The organism is Kribbella yunnanensis (assembly GCF_039529655.1).
Taxonomy (GTDB): Bacteria; Actinomycetota; Actinomycetes; order Propionibacteriales; family Kribbellaceae; genus Kribbella; species Kribbella yunnanensis.
This window is the reverse complement of record NZ_BAAANF010000027.1, coordinates 217,848-235,869: the sequence shown is the minus strand read 5'-3', so window position 1 is coordinate 235,869 and position 18,022 is coordinate 217,848. Positions and strand designations below refer to the sequence as shown.

The following is an 18,022-nucleotide window of genomic DNA, read 5'->3' as shown; positions in this document are numbered from 1 at the left end:
GCGAAATCACTGGCCGGGGCGAATCCAATTGAACGTGCGCTGTACCGCCGCCTGCCAGTTCGCGTACTCGGTGGCGCGCCGGGTGGGGTCCATGTTCGGCAGCCATTGGCCGGCGCGATGCCAGTTGGAGCGCAGGCCTTCGAGGTCGGGCCAGTAGCCGACGGCCAGACCGGCGGCGTACGCGGCGCCGAGCGACACGGTCTCGGTCACCATCGGCCGGACGACCCGTACGTCGAGCAGATCGGCGAGGAACTGCATGAGCAGATTGTTCGCGGTCATGCCGCCGTCGACCTTGAGCGCGGTGAGCGCGATCCCGGAGTCGGCGTTCATCGCGTCGACGACCTCGAGGGTCTGGAAACCGGTGGCTTCGAGGACCGCGCGGGCCAGGTGGCCCTTGGTGATGTAGCCGGTCAGGCCGGCGATGACGCCGCGGGCCTCGCTGCGCCAGTGCGGGGCGAACAGACCGGAGAAGGCCGGGACGATGTAGGCGCCGCCGTTGTCGTCGACGGTCCGGGCCAGCGTCTCGATCTCGGCCGCGGTGTGGATCAGGCCGAGGCCGTCCCGGAACCACTGCACGAGTGAACCCGTGACCGCCATCGAGCCTTCGAGCGCGTACGACGCGGGCTCGTCGCCGATCTGGTAGGCGACCGTCGTCAGCATGCCGTGCTTGGACCGGACGATCTCCTGGCCGGTGTGCAGCAACAGGAACGAGCCGGTGCCGTAGGTGCACTTCGCCTCACCCGCACTGAAACACGTCTGCCCGAACAGCGCAGCCTGCTGATCACCGAGCGCGGCGCCGATCCGGACACCGGGCAGCACCTCGGTCGCGGTCGCGAACACTCCGGACGACGGCCGGATCTCCGGCAGCACGGCCCGCGGTACGTCGAAGGCCGCGAGCAGCTCGTCGTCCCATTCGAGGCTGGCGATGTTCATCAGCATGGTCCGGCTCGCGTTCGTCACGTCGGTGACGTGCAGCCCGCCGTTCGCGCCGCCGGTGAAGTTCCAGATCAGCCAGGTCTCCATGGTGCCGAACAGCACCTCGCCACGCTCGGCGCGAGCCCGCAGTCCAGGAGTGTGGTCGAGCATCCATTTCAAACGCGGCGCGGAGAAGTAGGTGTTCAACGGCAGACCGCACAGATCCGCGAACCGGTCCGGGCCCTCGTCACCCGCGAGTTCGGTCACCAGCCGGTCGGTCCGGGTGTCCTGCCAGACCACGGCATTACCGATCGGGCGACCGGTCGCCCGATCCCAGAGCAGGCTGGTCTCGCGCTGATTGGTGATGCCGATGGCAACGATCTGGCTCGGCATCGCGCCGATCTGCCGAAGAGCAGCCGGTACGACGCGGGTCACGTTCCGCCAGATTTCGGCGGCATCGTGCTCCACCCAACCCGGTTTGGGGAAGACCTGCCGGTGTTCGCGCTGCGCCACCGACACGAGTCGCCCGCGCCGGTCGAAGAGGATGCAGCGGGTCGAGTTCGTGCCCTGGTCGACAGCGGCGACGTACTGCTCAGCCATGCTCCGACCCTCTCGCGAGGCGGTTCGTCCAACCGCGGTTCGAGGGGAGGTGGGGGAGCCGGGAGCGGCGCGTGAGGTTGGGGTGCATCAGGCGTCGCCTCGGAGGTCTCGCGCGATGGCTTCTGCGGTGGCGCGGACCATGGTGACGAGGTCGGTGCGGTGGCGCAGGCGGCTGTCGCAGATGCGTTCGATCCGGCCGGTCAGGCCGACCGCGCCGACGACCAGCCCGCCGAGTCCGCGAATCGGCGCGGCGATCCCCGCGGACTCGATCGTGTGCTCCTCGAACTCGCCCGCCCAGCCGCGGCCGCGGACCGTCGCCAGTTCCTCGGCCAGCCGCGCCGGGTCGGTCACGGTTCGGGTGGTGAACGCTTCAAGGCGCTTCGGCCGGCCGGCGCCACTCGCGTCGTAGGCGAGCACGGCCTTGCCCAACGCGGTCGCGTGCGGCGGCAACGTCGTACCGACGTCGAGGTCCTGGTCGCTGTCGTCAGGCCGGAAGACGTGGTGGACGACGACGACCTTGCTCTCGACGAGCCGGCCGACGCGAACCACCTCGCCGCTGCGGGCAGCCAGTGAATCGGCCCAGTTGATCGCGCGGCTGCGCAACTCGTTCGGGTCCAGGTAGCTCTCGCCGAGCCGGCCGAAGGCGTCGCTCAGGTGGTAGTGCGCGCCGCTGCGGTCCTGTTCGACGAAGCCGACCTGATGCAGCGTCCGGAGGATGCCGTGCACGGTCGTCTTGGCCAGACCGAGCGCATTGCCGACATCGCCGACCCCGAGCCCGTCGGGTGCGGCCGCCAGCAGCCGGAGCACGGCCGCGGCCCGCTCGATCGACTGCACGCTGCCCGGCACCCCCGCAGGCTACCGGTCAAAGCAGCGTCTGGCTGCTACTCGGTCGCGATGGCTTGCAGGACGTTGAGCCGCGCTGCACGGCGTGACGGCCAGACCGCAGCGAGTACGCCGATCACCCCGGACACGAGAACTGCGCCGACCAGCTGAAGCACCGGGATGTCGAGTTCGCTGAGGCCGTCGTCGACGAGCACGCCCTGGATCGCGGCCGCGGTCAGCACACCGACCGCGAGACCGAGCAGCGCGCCGAGCAGCGTGACCGCGATCGACTCGACCCGCAGCATCCGGCGCAGCTGCGGTCGGTCCATCCCGATCGCCCGGAGCAGACCGATCTCCCGCGTCCGTTCGACGACGCCGAGAGCGAGCGTGTTCACGATGCCGAGGATCGCGATCAGGATCGCCAGCGCCAGCAGCATCCCGATCACCGTCGTCACCGCATCCACCGGACCACGCGCCTGAGCGGCGTACGCCTGCTGATCGCGGACCTGGATCGACGGATAGTCCTTCAGGCCCTCCAGAATCGCCGTACTGGCCTGGGCGGTACTGGTGCCGTCGGCAACATCGACGTACAGCAGTGAGTCGGCCGGGGCGCCGCCGAGCTTTTCGTACGTCGCCAGTGAGATCACGACCGCGTTGAGCTGACGGTTCGGGGCGAGGATGCCGGCCACGGTCAGACTGTGTTTGCCGGACGCGGTGACTAGGCTGATGGTTTGGCCGACGGAGACGTGGAGGGACCTGGCCATCGTCCGCGGTACGACGGCTTGGCCGCTCGCGAGGCCGTCGAACGAACCGGAATCGAGGGCGACCGTGATCGGGCCGTCCAGGGTCCCGTCGCCGACCCCGGTCACCTTGACCGGCAGATCGCCGACCTTGCCGTCCTGCTGCCGGACCTGATGGACACCCGCGATCCCACCGACCCCGCGGATCCGGTCGGCGACCTGCGGACTGAAGGTGTCCGGATCGGACGAACTCACCACCAGGTCGGAGGTACCGATCGCGGCCGCGACATTCGCGTCGATCGACGCCTTGGCCGACGAACCGATCACCACCAGCCCGCTGATCAGCGCGACCGAGATCATCAGCGCCGACGCGGTGGCCGACGTACGGCGTGGGTTGCGTTCGGCGTTGCGACGGCCGAGCGTCACCGGGGCCTTGCGGCCGAACGGCGCCATCAGCCCGCGCACGACGTACCGGCTCACCAGGGGACTGGTCATGACGATGCCGAGCAGGGCCATCGCCGACGCGAGCCCGATCAGGACCGCGCCCGGCATTCCACTGGCGTAGTCGCCGATCAGGTAGAGCACCAGCGCCATCAGCAGGAGGAACGCGCCACCCAGCAACCGGAGCAGCAACGAACGCTCCGGGATCGTCGCGCCGTCGCGCAGCGCGGCCATCGGTGGCAGGCGGCCGGCGCGGCGGGCGGCTGGGTAGGCGGCGGCCACGGTGAGCAGGGCACCGAGCACGTAGCAGGCGATGATCGTCGCCGGGCTGATCTGCAGACCGGCGCTCGGGATCGCGGCACCGAGCCCCTCATAGGCGAAGGTGATCCCGGCGGCAACTCCGATGCCGAGCAGCAGACCGAGGGTCGAACCGATCAGCCCGATCACGAGCGCTTCCGCGAGGACCGAGCCGGTGACCTGGCCGCGCGACGCACCGATCGCGCGCAGCATCGCGAGCTCGCGGGACCGCTGCGCGACCTGCATCGCGAACGTGTTGACGATCAGGAACGCGCCGACGAACAGCGCGAGCCCGGCGAACATCAGCAAGATCGAACTGAACCCGCCGAACGTCGTGTCGAGCGCGGTCTCGCCATCGGCCTCGACCTGCGCCGCGGTCCGCACCTTGAACGTGTCACCGACGGTCTTCGCGATCGCCGTCCGGACCTGTTCGGTATCGGCGCCGGGCTTCAGCGCGACGGCGATCGACGTCCAGCCGGGCTTGCCGAGCAGGACGAGCTGAGCGGTCGCGGGGTCGAACGTGACCAGCGGTGCACCCGCGGCCGGGCCCGCTTGGGCAGGTGTGGTGATCGCGGTCAGGGTGGCCGTCACGGGGCGGGTCGCGGTGACGATGCGGACCTGATCGCCGATGCCGTAACCGGCCTTCGACGCGGTCGACTCGTCCAGCCCGAGCTCCGCCGTACCCCAGGGTTGTTTGCCGTCGATCAGCCGGAACGGCGAGGTCCGTACGGCGTGCGGCCAGCCCGCGCCGTACGTCGGGAGACCGTACGTGTCGATCGGGGTGCCGTCAGGTTTGCGGATCTGCACGTCGCTGACCAGCAGTTGCGCGTCGGCGTCGGTCACTCCGGGAACCGCGGCGACCTGGCCGACGACCGCGGCCGCGAGGGTCGCCGGTGGGCCGGTGCGCGCCTCGACCGGATCCACGGGCGTGATGGTGATGTCCGCCGTACTGCCGGCGTACTGCTTCTTCAGGGCTGTCGAGAGAGTGTCGGTGAAGACCATCGCACCACCGACGAACGCGATCCCGAGCACGACCGCGACCGTGCAGAGCACGAACCGCAGTCGGTGCGCCAGAACCGAGCGCAGACCGATCTTCAGCATCAGCCGGCCACGGCCGGGTCGAGACTCTTCATCGTGTCGAGGACGGTCTCGGCGGTCGGGTCGAGCAGCTCCGAACGCAACTGGCCGTCGGCCAGGAACAACACCCGATCCGCGTACGACGCCGCGGTCGGATCGTGGGTGACCATGACCACGGTCTGCCCGAACTCACGCACCGACCGGTGCAGGAAGCCGAGCACATCGGCCGACGACTGTGAGTCGAGGTTGCCGGTCGGCTCGTCGGCGAAGACCACCTCGGGCCGCGAGGCCAGCGCACGGGCACAGGCGACCCGCTGCTGCTGACCGCCGGACAGCTCCGACGGCTTGTGCTTGAGGCGGTCGGTCAGCCCGATCGTGTCGATCACCGTCCGCAGCCAGTCCCGGTCCGGCGTGCGGCCGGCCAGGTCGAGCGGCAGCGTGATGTTCTCGTACGCCGTCAGCGTCGGGACCAGGTTGAACGCCTGGAACACGAACCCGATCCGGTCCCGGCGCAGATGCGTCAGCTGTTTTTCGGGTAGCCGGCTCAGCTCGATATCACCGACCCACACCTGCCCGGCCGTCGGCTGATCCAGACCGGCCAGACAATGCAGCAGCGTCGACTTGCCCGACCCCGAAGGGCCCATGATCGCGGTGAACCGGCCCTTGCCGAAGTCCGCGGTGAGGTCCACCAACGCATCGACCTGCGTCTGGCCCACGCCGTACCGCTTGGTCACGCCGATCGCCCGGACAGCAGGTGTCAGTTCCACGCTCATGCGACGAACGCTATCTACCAGAGGTTCCTTCTCAGCCGTCGACGCCGACCAGGTCGACACCGGCGGACTCGACCACGACCTCCTCGACACTTCGTTGTGGCAGGGGCGGTGGGGTGCCGCCCCAGGAGGGGCAGAGGGATTTGTAGTCGCACCAGTCGCAGAGGGGACCCGGGCTCGGACGCCAGTCGCCGGACTCCAGCGCGCGGCTGATCGCCGTCCACAGCGCGCCGACCTTCCGCTCACAGGCCCGCAGATCGGCCTCGTCCGGGATGTAGCGGACGATCTCACCGTTGCCCAGGTAGACCAGCTGCAACATCGCCGGTACGACGCCGCGCAGCCGCCACAGCACCAGCGCGTAGAACTTCATCTGGAACAAGGCCTTGGCCTCGAAGAACTCCGACGGCGACCGGCCGGTCTTGTAGTCGACCACCCGGATCTCACCGGTCGGCGCGACATCGAGACGGTCGACATAGCCCCGCAGTACCAGGCCGGACTCGAGCTCGGTCTCGACGTAGAGCTCGCGCTCGGCGGGCTCCAAGGCATTCGGGTCCTCGAGGGTGAAGTACTTGCCGAGGAGTTTGTGCGCCTCGGCCAGCCAGCTCGCCAGCTCCTCACCGCTCGCGTCCTCGGCGAACAGGCTGGCCACCTCGGGCTCGTCGGCCAGCACCTGCTGCCACTGCGGCTCGAGCATCTCGGCGGCCTGCTCCAGCGTCCGCTGACCGCGGGGGAGATCGAACAACCGCTCCAGCACCCCGTGCACGACCGTGCCCCGGACGGCCGCGGACGAGGGTTTCTCGGGCAGCCGGTCGACGACCCGGAACCGGTACTTCAGCGGGCAGCTCATGAAATCGGCCGCCCGCGACGGAGACAGCGCTCCCCGCGGATGCCCGCTGACTGGTACCTCGGCCGCAACACTCATACCGAAACCCTAGGCGAGGCCATCGACACTTTCGGTCAGAAGGGCTCAAAGGCTCCCAGGGAATTCCCAGGAGACTTTCGGCCAACTTCCGGTCAGCGTTGCCAAGCTGGACTCATGCTAGCTCCCAATAATGAGGCACCACGTGAGCACGATCTCGGCCTGGAATACGACCTCGGCACCCTGCGCCGGCGGAAGGTCCTGAGCCTGTTCGCCGGTGCCGGTCTGGTCGCCCTCGCGGGCTGTTCGCCCGACTCGACACCGTCGACGGCGAGCACGCCATCGGCGACAGGGTCGACCTCGACCACTCCATCCACCTCGACCGCCGGCGTCGACGAGATTCCGGCCGAGACCGCCGGCCCCTATCCGGGTGACGGATCCAACGGGCCGAACGTGCTCACCGAGTCCGGCATCGTCCGCAGCGACATCACCAAGTCGTTCGGCTCCGCCTCCGGCACAGCGACCGGCGTACCGCTGACTGTCGAGCTGACCATCCTGGACGCGGACAAGGACACCCCGCTGTCCGGTGCGGCGGTCTATATCTGGCACTGCGACGCACAAGGCCGCTACTCGCTCTACTCCGAGGGCGCGACCAACGAGAACTACCTGCGCGGCGTCCAGGCCACCGACGCCGACGGCAAGGTGAAGTTCACGACGATCTTCCCGGCCGCGTACACAGGCCGCTGGCCGCACATCCACTTCGAGGTCTACGCCAGCCTGTCCGACGCGACCGCCGCCGGGAAGATCAGCGCGACCTCGCAACTCGCGTTCCCCGAGAACGTCTGCAACGCCGTCTACGGCACCGACGGCTACGACGGGAGTGCGGAGAACATGCGCCGTACGTCGCTTGCCGACGACAACGTGTTCGGCGACGACGACGGCGTACATCAGCTCGCGGCGGTCTCCGGAGACGCGGTGAACGGGTACACGGCGAAACTCGATGTGGGCGTTTGAGCCGGGTGAATAGCAGGTTGTTACCGCTCGACCAGTAGCGTTGGGGTGATGTCCGAACAGCGTGATCCTCAGAACCCCGCCCAGTCGGTCGGCCCACCGCCGCCCGGTACCTGGGTTCTCGGTCGTGTCCGCGGGATCCGGCTGACCATGCGGTTCACCTGGCTGCCGGTGGCGATGCTGCTGGCGTTCGGGTTCTCCGCGGTGATCGGGCAGCAGTTCCCGCAGATCGGCGCCTGGCGCTATGTCGCGTCGTTCGCCTTCGTGGTCGCGTTCACGCTGTCGATCCTGGTGCACGAGCTCGCGCACGCGCTGATGGCCCTGCGGTTCGGGATCGGCGTGTCGGAGATCAACCTCGGTTTCTTCGCCGCCGGGACCCATATCGAGGGCGAGCGGAAGACGCCGTTCGAGGAGTTCGCGGTCTCGGTGGTCGGTCCGATCGCCTCGCTGGCGGTCGGCGGGCTGGCCTATTTCGGATCGCGAGCCGTCGACGACGGTGTCGCCTATATCGCGCTGTGGCAGCTGGCCGTCGCGAACCTGATCGTCGGTGTCACCAACCTGCTGCCCGGCCTGCCGCTGGACGGCGGCTGGGTCGCGCGGGCACTGGTCTGGAAGATCACCGGCAATATGCACACCGGCACCATCGTGGCCGCCTGGGGCGGCCGGATCCTGGCGATCCTGGTGCTGGCCGCGCCGGTCATCCTCGAGCGGGCCTTCGGTCGGCAACCGACGCTGATCGACTTCCTGATCGCCCTCGCGGTCGGCTTCTTCCTGTACATGGGTTCGACCTCCCAGCTGATGCAGGCCCGCCTGCGGCAGAAGCTGCCCACCCTGCAGGTGCGCACGATGGCCCGCCGCGCGATCGCGGTGCACTCCGGTACGCCGATCTCCGAAGCGGTCCGGATGGCCGGCGAAGCGCACGCCGGGGCGGTCGTGGTGATCGACGGCGACGGCAAGCCGCATGCGCTGGTGTCGGAGAGCGCGGTCGCCGCGGTTGCGGCGAACCAGCGGCCGTGGACCACGGTGAGCGAGGTTTCCACCCGGATCGGCGCGGGCCACATCATCGGGGTCAACGACACCGGCGAAGAGATCCTGAAGACGATCCGCGAGCACCCCGCCTCGGAGTACCTGGTCCTCGACGCGGCCGGCAGCGTGTACGGCGTACTGGCGACGGCCGATATCGAACAGGCCTTCCGCGGTCGCTGACCACCTCCCTGACGGCGGGCGGGTCACGGAAAGTTAAGGTGAGCGCCTTATGGCTGACTTGCGCGACTTTCCCGACCAGGCGTACTCCGGGGTCCATCACGGCCCCCTGCAGGCGGGGGAGTGGATCACCCTCCAAGACTCCAAGGGCCGCCGGCACTCGGTGTTCCTGGAGCGCGGGAAGATCTTCCACACCACCAAGGGCGGGATCGAGCACGACGAGCTGATCGACGGCCCGGACGCGGTCGTGATCCGCTCCAAGGGCGGCGTCGAGTACCTCGCCCTGCGGCCGCTGATGGCCGACTACTCGGTGTCGATGCCGCGCGGTGCCGCGGTGATCTACCCGAAGGACACCGCGCAGATCGTCACGATGGCCGATATCTTCCCGGGCGCGAAGGTGGTCGAGGCCGGTGCCGGATCCGGCGCGCTGACGACTGCGCTGCTGCGGGCTGTCGGCATCCACGGTCAGGTCATCTCGTTCGAGCGGCGCGAGGATTTCGCCGAGGTCGCGCGGAAGAACGTGACCGGCTTCTTCGGCGGCGAGCACCCGGCCTGGAGGCTCGAGGTCGGTGACCTGGTCGAGAAGCTGGACGAGACCGACGTCGACCGGATCATCCTGGACATGCTGGCCCCCTGGGAGTGCGTGGACGCCGCGGCCGGTGCCCTGAGCCCGGGAGGGGTGTTCTGCGCGTACGTCGCCACCACGACCCAATTGAGCCGGGTTGTCGAGACGCTGCGGGCACACGGCGAATTCACCGAGCCGCGCGCGTGGGAGTCTCTCGTGCGAGACTGGCACGTGGAGGGTCTGGCGGTTCGTCCGGGACACCGGATGCAAGGTCACACCGCCTTTCTGGTCACCGCCCGACGGATGGCGCACGGGGTTCAGGCACCCCGGAAGAAGCGCCGGCCGGCACCGGGCGCGTACGGCGACGACTACCAAGGCCCCCGTCGCGGCGACGGAACTGAAGATGTGCCGAAAGCAACAGGTTCATCCGCAACCGACACGTGATGGGATTCAGCTTGCCCGGCGAGGTTTTCTGGGTAAGGTCCATAGGGTCGAGCCCCACATGGTGAGGTGATGATCGTGGCTGGAGACGAGAGTCCTACCGCGGCAGAGCTGCGTAACCAGGTCCGGTACCTGGAGGCCGAGGTCGCAGCGTTGCGGCGTCGGTTGTTGGAGCACCCGGCTGACAGCCGGTCGCTCGAAAGCAGGCTGTCCGAAACACAGGCCTCCCTGGCGAGTGTCACCGCTCAGAACGAGCGGCTGGCCGACACGCTGCGGGAGGCGCGAGAGAAGATCATCGCCCTGAAGGAGGAGGTCGACCGGCTGGCCCAACCGCCCTCCGGATTCGGCACCTTCCTCGGCCGCAACGACGACGACACGCTGGACGTGTTCACCGGGGGCCGCAAGCTCCGGGTGGCGGCCAGCCCGTCGATCGACCTGGACGCGCTGAAGCTCGGCCAGGAACTGATGCTGAACGAGGCGCTGAACGTGGTCGAGGCCTGCGACTTCGAGGTCGTGGGCGACGTGGTGATGCTGAAGGAACTGCTGGCCGACGGCGAGCGGGCACTGGTGATCGCGCAGGCCGACGAGGAACGGGTCGTCCGGCTCGCCTCGCCGCTGCTCGACATCGCGCTGCGCACCGGCGACTCGCTGTTGCTGGAGCCCCGCTCCGGCTATGTCTACGAGAAGATCCCGAAGTCCGAGGTCGAGGAGCTGGTGCTCGAAGAGGTCCCGGACATCGACTACACCCAGATCGGGGGCCTGGCCGGCCAGATCGAGCAGATCCGGGACGCGGTCGAGCTGCCGTACCTGCACAAGGACCTGTTCCTCGAGCACGAGCTGAAGCCGCCGAAGGGCGTCCTGCTCTACGGCCCACCCGGCTGCGGCAAGACCCTGATCGCGAAAGCGGTGGCGAACTCGCTGGCCAAGAAGGTCGCCGAGCGGACCGGCGTGGCGGAACAGAAGTCGTTCTTCCTGAACATCAAGGGTCCCGAGCTGCTGAACAAGTACGTCGGTGAGACCGAGCGGCACATCCGCCTGGTCTTCCAGCGCGCCCGGGAGAAGGCATCCGAAGGGATGCCGGTGATCGTGTTCTTCGACGAGATGGACTCGCTGTTCCGCACCCGCGGATCCGGGGTGTCCTCCGACGTCGAGAACACCATCGTCCCGCAGCTGCTCAGCGAGATCGACGGTGTCGAAGGCCTGGAGAACGTCCTGGTCATCGGCGCCTCGAACCGCGAGGACATGATCGACCCGGCGATCCTGCGGCCGGGCCGGCTGGACGTGAAGATCAAGATCGAGCGCCCCGACGCCGAGGCGGCCCGGGACATCTTCTCGAAGTACCTGACCACCACGCTGCCGCTGCACGCCGACGACCTCAGTGAGTTCGGCGGCGACAAGGCCTCGTGCGTGGGCGGGATGATCCAGCGCACCGTCGAGCGGATGTACACCGAGGCCGACGAGAACCGGTTCCTCGAAGTGACGTATGCCAACGGTGACAAGGAGGTCCTGTACTTCAAGGACTTCAACTCGGGCGCGATGATCCAGAACATCGTCGACCGGGCCAAGAAGATGGCGATCAAGGCCTACCTGGACGAGAACCAGAAGGGTCTGCGGGTGCAGCACCTGCTGCAGGCGTGTGTCGATGAGTTCAAGGAGAACGAAGACCTCCCGAACACGACCAACCCGGACGACTGGGCCCGGATCTCCGGCAAGAAGGGCGAGCGGATCGTCTACATCCGCACACTCATCTCCGGCAAGCAGGGCACCGAGCCCGGCCGCTCCATCGACACGGCCACGAACACCGGTCAGTACCTGTAACCGCACCCCGAACGCCCTGGCACCGACACTGGCGCCAGGGCGTTCGCACGCTCTCGCCACCCCGGGCCACCGCCCGCGCCGTGCCCGCGAACCGCCCAAAGGTGGGTCGGCTTCTCTTTGTGCACGGAGCTCATCTTTGGGTATCCACCGACCATTTCCGGGCCTCAGAAGTGGTTGGTGGGTTCTCAAAGTTGGGGTTGGTGCACAAAGACACGGCGACCCACCTTTGGGCGGGTGGGTGCCAAGGTGGGGAGGGGGACGGGTCGGGGTTTCCCCGGATACCTGTACGGCGCTCGCGGTCCTACGGTGAGCGGTATGGCGACCGACGATGTGCGCAAGGACCTGCGGGCGGCGGTGGCCGCGCGGCAGGAGCTGGGGCCGGAGTACGAAGCCGAGATCATCGAAGGCTTCCTGGAACGGCTCGACGCGCAGCGCCGCGCCACCCTGCCGCAACCGGTCCAGGCGCCGCAACCGCCGGCGCACCCGAGCCGCGAACGCGACCCGGGTGGCCTGGCACTGGCGATCATCTCGATCGTCGCGGCGATCCCGATCACCGCGATCGCCGCCGACATGATCGGGCCGTTCGGCGTCGTGGTCAGCTGGGCGGGTCTGGTCGGGATCAACCTCGCCCGCTCGGTGAGCCGCCGCCGGTACTAGATCGGTACCGGTCGACCCTGAGCGTCGTACGCGCGGATCTGTTCGGTCGGGTTGAACGGCTTCTTGCCGACCGGGATCCCCCGGCTGTCGGTGTACGCGAAATGGCCGTCGACCACGCCCTTGATCCAGGCGCTGGACCCGCCCGGCCACACGTAGCGTGATTCGATCCGCGCGACGTCCTTGCGGGCCCAGTACATCGTCCAGTGCTGGAAGTACATCCTCGTGGGCTGAGTACTCCAGCTGCTGCCGACGAAGGCTTCCACCGCTCGCTTGGACGTGGCTGCCTTGGTCCAGTAGCTGTCCTGAATCATGTAGACCCCGATGCCCTGCTGGCAGACAGCCAGCACCTGGCTGTACGGCCCGGTCGAGCGTTCTGCGCCCTGCACCACCAGGTGGATGAAACTGCTGCCCGGTGCGGCACCCTTCAGTCGCCGGGACCACAGCACGTTCAGCGCGCCGGGGCCGCCGCCCGGCACGTGACACGACTTGGCCGCCTCGGCAGCGTCGGCCGCCGACACCGGACCGAGGTCGACATCGTCCGGGAACGGCAAGATGATGGCCGACTGCGGCGGTTTGACGCTGGTTGGGAGCTTGCTCGACTCGACCTTTTGACTCGGCGACGGGCTGGCGGCCGGGTCCTGCTCGGTGCGGGGATGCTGGACGACGGTGATCGTGCCCGCGACGATCGCCGCGACGGTGCCGACCGCGACGAGCGGAGCTGCCCACGCCCGAGTACGCCGTACTGCGGGGCGAGTCTTCTGCATCAGCTGGCGGCGTAGCCGGTCGTGCTGGTCAGGCGACAGCGGCGGGACGGTCGGTGGTTCGAGGTCGGTGCTCATGAGGGCTCCTGGAGGAAGTCACTGGACACGAGGTCGGGGAAGCGCCGGCGCGCGCGGTGCAGGCGGGCCTTGACGGTCCCCACCGGTACGCCGAGCGCGTCCGCGGCCTCGGTCTGCGTCAGACCGGCCCACACGACGAGTTCGAGCGTTTCGCGCTCATGCCGGGGGAGCCGGTCGACTGCCCTGCGGATCGCGGACATCCGGCGTTCGTCGTCGAGGCGACGATCCACGTCGGCCAGGTGATCGGTCGCTGGTTCGGGAGCCGGCAGGCGGTCGACCAGGTTGCGGATGCGGGCCGCCGTACGGGCGAGTGTGCGGCACTCGTTGCGGGCGACGACCAGCAGCCAGCCGAGCGCGCTCGGCACGGTCAACGGGCCTGGGGGATTGCGCTGGAAGCGGCGCCAGGTGTTCAGGAATGTGGACTGGACGACGTCCTCGGCAGTGCTCCAGGAAGCGGTCCGCCGGAACGCGAACGCGTGCACAGCGTCCGCATGCCGGTCGAACAGCTCACCGAGCGCCTGATGGTCGCCCGTGCGCAGCCGGTCCCACAGCTCGTGATCCGAGGCCGGTGATGTCACCACGGGCTCCGTCTCGTCGATCAGGATGTTGGTCACACCGGTCTATGACCGGTGGTCCTGCCGATGGTTGCATCGGATCCGGGTCAGGCCAGACTGCGGATGTACGCGCCCAGGAGCGCCGAGGTGTCCGGAACGAAGGTCCACTCGTCCAGACGCCGTACAAGCTCTGCAGGGGTCATCCAGGCGCCCCAGGCGACCTCTTCGGGCTGGTGGACGACCGGACCGTCCCAGACGCACGTGTAGAGGTAGGCGTGGTAGTTGGTGAACTCGTCGGCGTAGTCGCCTTCGGGGAGCTTCGTCAGCTCGGCACCGGTGATCCCCAGCTCCTCGGCCAGCTCACGGACCACCGCGTCGTACGGGTCCTCGCCGGCATCGATCACGCCACCTGCCATGAAGTCGTAGCAGGCCGGATACACGTCCTTGGTCGGCGTCCGACGGTGCACGTAGATGTCACCGGCGGAGTTGCGGACCAGTACGCCGGTCGCCGAGTGCCGCAGGTTGTCGCGGCGCATCACCGAGCGGGGTGCCGACCCGCAGACCACGCCGTCCGCGTCGACGAGTGCCACCAGTTCATCCATGCCTCACATGATGCCGGTGTAGTGCACCTCCTGTTCCCACTGGTCCCGCGGCTGCTGGTGCAGAGTCCAGTACGCCTCAGCGATGCGATCCGGGTCGAACGCCGTACCGGGTGCCACCGAGCCGTAGACGGTCACTGAGGCGGCGTGTAGGCCGTCGGCGCCGTAGGTCTGGTCGAGGAGGCTCACCAGCGCCCGGACACCCGCCTTACCGAGTGAGAGGCTCACGTAGTCCGGCTTGGTCTCCGGCATCCCGCCGGTGATCAGAAACGAGCCACCGCCATTCGCCGCCATCGCCGGCGCGACATGTGCCGCGGCTGTGATCGCACCGCCGACGTTGACCGCCCAGGCGTCGTACTGCTCGCGCAGTGTCAGTTCACCGATCCGGTCGGCCGCGATCTTCGCGGCGTTGTAGACCACGACGTCAGGTGTCCCCAGCTCGGCGACAACCTTGTCCAGCGCGCCCCGCAACGCCGACTCGTCAGTGCTGTCGGCAGCCAGCGTCAGCGTCGCCCAGGCGGCCACTGGCTGCCGCCGCGCGATCAGTGCGACCGGCCAGCCTTCCCGCGCGAACCGGCGTCCGACCGCCTGGCCGATCCCCGGTCCGGCACCGATCACCACAACTCCCGGCATGTTCGTTCCTCCCGCTGCGTTGACATCGATCACCGGGACCGTAGGCCGTCACACCGGTGTCAAGGTCAAGAGGCGAGGAGTGGGCATTGCTGATCGGAGAGCTGTCGGAGCGCACCGGTGTGAGCCGAAGACTGCTCCGGTACTACGAGCAGCAGGGCCTGCTCGAGCCGGTACGCCAGACCAACGGATACCGCGAGTACTGCGACCAGGCGCCGAACGTCGTCGGGCACATCCGCAGTCTGCTCGCGGCCGGCCTCCCGACCGCGATGATCGCCGGCGTGCTGAACTGCGTGCAGGGTGATCCGGCCGAGCCGGTGCTGTCGGGATGCCGCGGCATGGTCGACGGGCTGACCGCCGAGCGGGCCCGGGTGGCCGCCGAGATCGAGCGGCTCACTACGTCGCAGCGGGCGCTCGACGTACTGCTCGAAGCGGCGATCCACGCACCGGAGTGACGCAACGATCGGGACGGAGACCGACTTTGGGCGACCCGACCGCGTAGGCTCGTGATTATGAGTGTGCGGCGGATCATGGGGACCGAGACCGAGTTCGGCATCTCGGTGCCCGGCCAGCCCGGGGCCAACCCGATGCTGACCTCGAGCCAGGTGGTGAACGGCTACGCCCAGACGCAGCCACTGGCGCGCAAGACCCGGTGGGACTTCGACGAGGAGCACCCGCTGCGGGACGCGCGCGGCTTCGACCTGAGCCGGGAGGTGGCCGACTCCAGCCAGCTCACCGACGAGGAGACCGGCCTGGCCAACGTGATCCTCACCAACGGCGCCCGGCTGTACGTCGACCACGCCCACCCCGAGTACTCCGCGCCCGAGTGCACCAACCCGCGCGACGTGGTGGTCTGGGACAAGGCCGGTGAGCTCGTCATCATGGAGGGCGCGCGACAGGCCCGGCAGATCCCCGGCGCCCCGCAACTCAACCTGTACAAGAACAACACCGACAACAAAGGCGCGTCGTACGGGTCGCACGAGAACTACCTGATGCGCCGCTCGACGCCGTTCGCCTCGATCGTGCGGCACCTGACGCCGTTCTTCGTCAGCCGCCAGGTCGTCACCGGCGCCGGCCGGGTCGGGATCGGTCAGGACGGCGGCACGAACGGGTTCCAGATCAGCCAGCGGGCCGACTACTTCGAGGTCGAGGTCGGCCTCGAGACGACGCTCAAACGACCGATCATCAACACCCGCGACGAACCGCACGCGAACCCGGACCGCTACCGCCGGCTGCACGTGATCATCGGCGACGCGAACCTGTCCGAGATCTCGACGTACCTCAAGGTCGGTACGACGTCACTGGTGCTCGCGATGATCGAGGACGGCTGGCTGACCGACGACCTCGGGGTCGACCGCCCGGTCACCGCGCTGCACGAGATCAGCCACGACCCGACCTGCACACACCTGATGACGCTCAAGGACGGTCGCAAGCTGACCGCCGTACAGCTGCAGACGGAGTACCTGGAGCAGGCCCGCAAGTATGTCGAGGACAAGTACGGCGACGACGCGGACCGCCAGACCAAGGACGTGCTGCACCGCTGGGAGTCGGTCCTCGACCAGCTCGCCATCGACCCGATGAAGCTGTCCGACCAGCTCGACTGGGTGGCGAAGTACAAACTGCTGCAGTCCTACCGCGACCGCGACGGCCTGGAGTGGGACGACCCGAAGCTGCACCTGGTCGACCTCCAGTACGCCGACCTTCGTCCGGACAAGGGGCTGTACTACAAACTGCTCAAGTCCGGCCGGATGCAGCGCATCGTCACCGACGAGGAGATCCGGATGGCGGTCTCGCACCCGCCGACCGATACCCGCGCCTACTTCCGGGGCCGCTGTATGCAGCAGTACGCGCCGCAGGTCGCGGCCGCCTCCTGGGACTCGGTGATCTTCGATCTGCCCGGCAAGGAGTCGCTGCAGCGGATCCCGACCCTGGACCCGCTGCGCGGCACGAAAGCGCATGTCGGTGCCCTTCTGGACCAGTGCGACACCGCAAGTGACCTGGTTCGCACCATTACTGGGGGTGCCGCCGGGTAGGGTCGCTCTTAGAAGCACGGAGAAGCGGTTGGGCGTCTTCTCCACTGCGGTTCTAGGAGGTGTGTGCGATGGCGAAGGACGGCGGGCAGCAGCACAAGCAGCCGAAGCGTTCGACGACCGAGGAAGAGGTCGAGCAGTCGACCACGTCGGAAGACGTGGCCGAGCGCAAGGAACGGCTCGACGAGGACGTCGACTCGATCCTCGACGAGATCGACGAGGTGCTCGAGGAGAACGCCGAGGAGTTCGTCCGCGGGTTCGTCCAAAAGGGTGGGGAGTGAACCGCTCGATGACATTTGATGCCTCCGGCCGGTTGCCGGAAGCCTTCCTGACCCCAGGTGGCACGTCGTTCATGGACTTCCTGGCCGGGCACGCGCCCGACCTGTTGCCCGGACGGCGCAGCCTGGGGCAGGCCGACTTCTCCGACCAGGTCCCGCACGGTACGACGATCGTCGCGGCCACCTTCGCGGGTGGCGTGGTGATGGCCGGCGACCGGCGGGCCACGATGGGCAACATCATCGCCTCGCGGGACATCGAGAAGGTGTTCCCGGCCGATGAGTACTCGGCGGTCGCGTTCGCGGGATCGGCCGGGTTCGGGATCGAGATGGTCCGGCTGTTCCAGGTCGAGCTCGAGCACTACGAGAAGCTCGAGGGCACCACGCTCAGCCTGGACGGCAAGTCCAACCGGCTGAGCGCGCTGATCCGGGGCAACCTGGCGATGGCGATGCAGGGTCTGGCCGTGGTGCCGCTGTTCGCGGGCTACGACCACGACCGCAAGGGCGGGCGGATCTTCTCCTACGACGCCACCGGCGGCCGCTACGAGGAGACCCACTTCCACAGCGTCGGCTCGGGCTCGCTGTTCGCCCGCGGCTCGCTGAAGAAGCTCTACCGCGAGGACCTGTCCGCGACCGACTGCGCGATGGTGACGATCCAGTCGCTGATCGACGCCGCCGACGACGACTCGGCGACCGGCGGCCCGGACATGCTGCGGCGGATCTTCCCGGTGGTCGGTGTGGTCACCGCCGACGGCTACCAGCGGTTGCCCGAGGACGAGGTCGCCGCCCTGGTCGACGCGGCCTGGGCGCAGCGCCACGGGCGCCCCGACGGCCCCGCCACGGCGTCCCTGACCTGATCCCATCGACTGATAGAGGACG

Annotated in this window: 18 protein-coding genes; 9 read left to right on the top strand and 9 right to left on the bottom strand. The window is 68.4% G+C overall.

Annotation, left to right across the window (positions count from 1 at the left end):
• Positions 1–6: 6 nt before the first annotated feature.
• The 5 genes from glpK to ABD231_RS38600 form a co-directional block, all read right to left on the bottom strand.
• Positions 7–1,515, bottom strand: a complete 1,509-nt coding sequence (gene glpK / locus ABD231_RS38620) for a glycerol kinase GlpK (protein WP_344164175.1) — start codon at positions 1,513–1,515, stop codon at positions 7–9.
• 87 nt (positions 1,516–1,602) lie between these two features.
• Positions 1,603–2,361: an IclR family transcriptional regulator gene (locus tag ABD231_RS38615; RefSeq protein WP_344164172.1), complete on the bottom strand. Its 759-nt coding sequence runs from the start codon at positions 2,359–2,361 to the stop codon at positions 1,603–1,605.
• Between the two features lie 35 nt (positions 2,362–2,396).
• Positions 2,397–4,916, bottom strand: coding sequence for an ABC transporter permease (locus ABD231_RS38610; RefSeq protein WP_344164168.1), 2,520 nt, complete (start codon positions 4,914–4,916; stop codon positions 2,397–2,399).
• The gene (locus ABD231_RS38605; protein WP_344164165.1) at positions 4,916–5,665 is read right to left on the bottom strand and encodes an ABC transporter ATP-binding protein; all 750 of its coding nucleotides are present in this window, start codon (positions 5,663–5,665) and stop codon (positions 4,916–4,918) included. Before ABD231_RS38605 ends, ABD231_RS38610 begins: the two co-directional genes overlap by 1 nt.
• Positions 5,666–5,696: 31 nt before the next feature.
• Positions 5,697–6,584 carry a RecB family exonuclease gene (locus ABD231_RS38600; protein ID WP_344164162.1) on the bottom strand — a complete coding sequence of 296 codons (888 nt, stop codon included), beginning with the start codon at positions 6,582–6,584 and terminating at the stop codon, positions 5,697–5,699.
• 114 nt (positions 6,585–6,698) lie between these two features.
• Between ABD231_RS38600 and ABD231_RS38595 the strand changes: the two genes are divergently transcribed.
• From ABD231_RS38595 to ABD231_RS38575, 5 genes are all read left to right on the top strand, one after another.
• Positions 6,699–7,535, top strand: a complete 837-nt coding sequence (locus ABD231_RS38595) for an intradiol ring-cleavage dioxygenase (RefSeq protein WP_344164159.1) — start codon at positions 6,699–6,701, stop codon at positions 7,533–7,535.
• Between the two features lie 48 nt (positions 7,536–7,583).
• A complete protein-coding gene (locus tag ABD231_RS38590) occupies positions 7,584–8,738 on the top strand; it encodes a site-2 protease family protein (RefSeq protein ID WP_344164156.1) in 1,155 nt (384 codons plus the stop codon).
• Between the two features lie 49 nt (positions 8,739–8,787).
• Positions 8,788–9,744 carry a tRNA (adenine-N1)-methyltransferase gene (locus ABD231_RS38585; protein WP_344164153.1) on the top strand — a complete coding sequence of 319 codons (957 nt, stop codon included), beginning with the start codon at positions 8,788–8,790 and terminating at the stop codon, positions 9,742–9,744.
• 69 nt (positions 9,745–9,813) lie between these two features.
• On the top strand, positions 9,814–11,559 hold the full coding sequence (gene arc, locus ABD231_RS38580; RefSeq protein ID WP_344164150.1) for a proteasome ATPase: 1,746 nt from the start codon (positions 9,814–9,816) through the stop codon (positions 11,557–11,559).
• Between the two features lie 315 nt (positions 11,560–11,874).
• On the top strand, positions 11,875–12,216 hold the full coding sequence (locus ABD231_RS38575; protein ID WP_344164147.1) for a hypothetical protein: 342 nt from the start codon (positions 11,875–11,877) through the stop codon (positions 12,214–12,216).
• Here ABD231_RS38575 and ABD231_RS38570 read toward each other — a convergent pair.
• The 4 genes from ABD231_RS38570 to ABD231_RS38555 are packed head-to-tail and all read right to left on the bottom strand — an operon-like array spanning position 12,213 to position 14,841.
• Positions 12,213–13,055: a hypothetical protein gene (locus tag ABD231_RS38570; RefSeq protein ID WP_344164144.1), complete on the bottom strand. Its 843-nt coding sequence runs from the start codon at positions 13,053–13,055 to the stop codon at positions 12,213–12,215. The genes ABD231_RS38575 and ABD231_RS38570 overlap by 4 nt on opposite strands.
• A complete protein-coding gene (locus ABD231_RS38565) occupies positions 13,052–13,669 on the bottom strand; it encodes an RNA polymerase sigma factor (RefSeq protein ID WP_344164141.1) in 618 nt (205 codons plus the stop codon). Before ABD231_RS38565 ends, ABD231_RS38570 begins: the two co-directional genes overlap by 4 nt.
• A gap of 47 nt (positions 13,670–13,716) precedes the next feature.
• The gene (locus ABD231_RS38560; RefSeq protein WP_344164138.1) at positions 13,717–14,211 is read right to left on the bottom strand and encodes an NUDIX hydrolase; all 495 of its coding nucleotides are present in this window, start codon (positions 14,209–14,211) and stop codon (positions 13,717–13,719) included.
• 3 nt (positions 14,212–14,214) lie between these two features.
• On the bottom strand, positions 14,215–14,841 hold the full coding sequence (locus ABD231_RS38555; RefSeq protein ID WP_344164135.1) for an SDR family NAD(P)-dependent oxidoreductase: 627 nt from the start codon (positions 14,839–14,841) through the stop codon (positions 14,215–14,217).
• Between the two features lie 86 nt (positions 14,842–14,927).
• Here ABD231_RS38555 and ABD231_RS38550 point away from each other — a divergent pair, with 86 nt between their 5' ends.
• The 4 genes from ABD231_RS38550 (at position 14,928) to prcB (ending at position 18,000) form a co-directional block, all read left to right on the top strand.
• Positions 14,928–15,293 carry a MerR family transcriptional regulator gene (locus ABD231_RS38550; RefSeq protein ID WP_344164132.1) on the top strand — a complete coding sequence of 122 codons (366 nt, stop codon included), beginning with the start codon at positions 14,928–14,930 and terminating at the stop codon, positions 15,291–15,293.
• A 57-nt stretch (positions 15,294–15,350) separates the two neighbouring features.
• Positions 15,351–16,871: a depupylase/deamidase Dop gene (dop, locus tag ABD231_RS38545; RefSeq protein WP_344164129.1), complete on the top strand. Its 1,521-nt coding sequence runs from the start codon at positions 15,351–15,353 to the stop codon at positions 16,869–16,871.
• Between the two features lie 68 nt (positions 16,872–16,939).
• Positions 16,940–17,149: a ubiquitin-like protein Pup gene (locus ABD231_RS38540; RefSeq protein ID WP_132411737.1), complete on the top strand. Its 210-nt coding sequence runs from the start codon at positions 16,940–16,942 to the stop codon at positions 17,147–17,149.
• Between the two features lie 8 nt (positions 17,150–17,157).
• A complete protein-coding gene (prcB, locus tag ABD231_RS38535) occupies positions 17,158–18,000 on the top strand; it encodes a proteasome subunit beta (RefSeq protein ID WP_344164124.1) in 843 nt (280 codons plus the stop codon).
• Positions 18,001–18,022 lie beyond the last annotated feature (22 nt).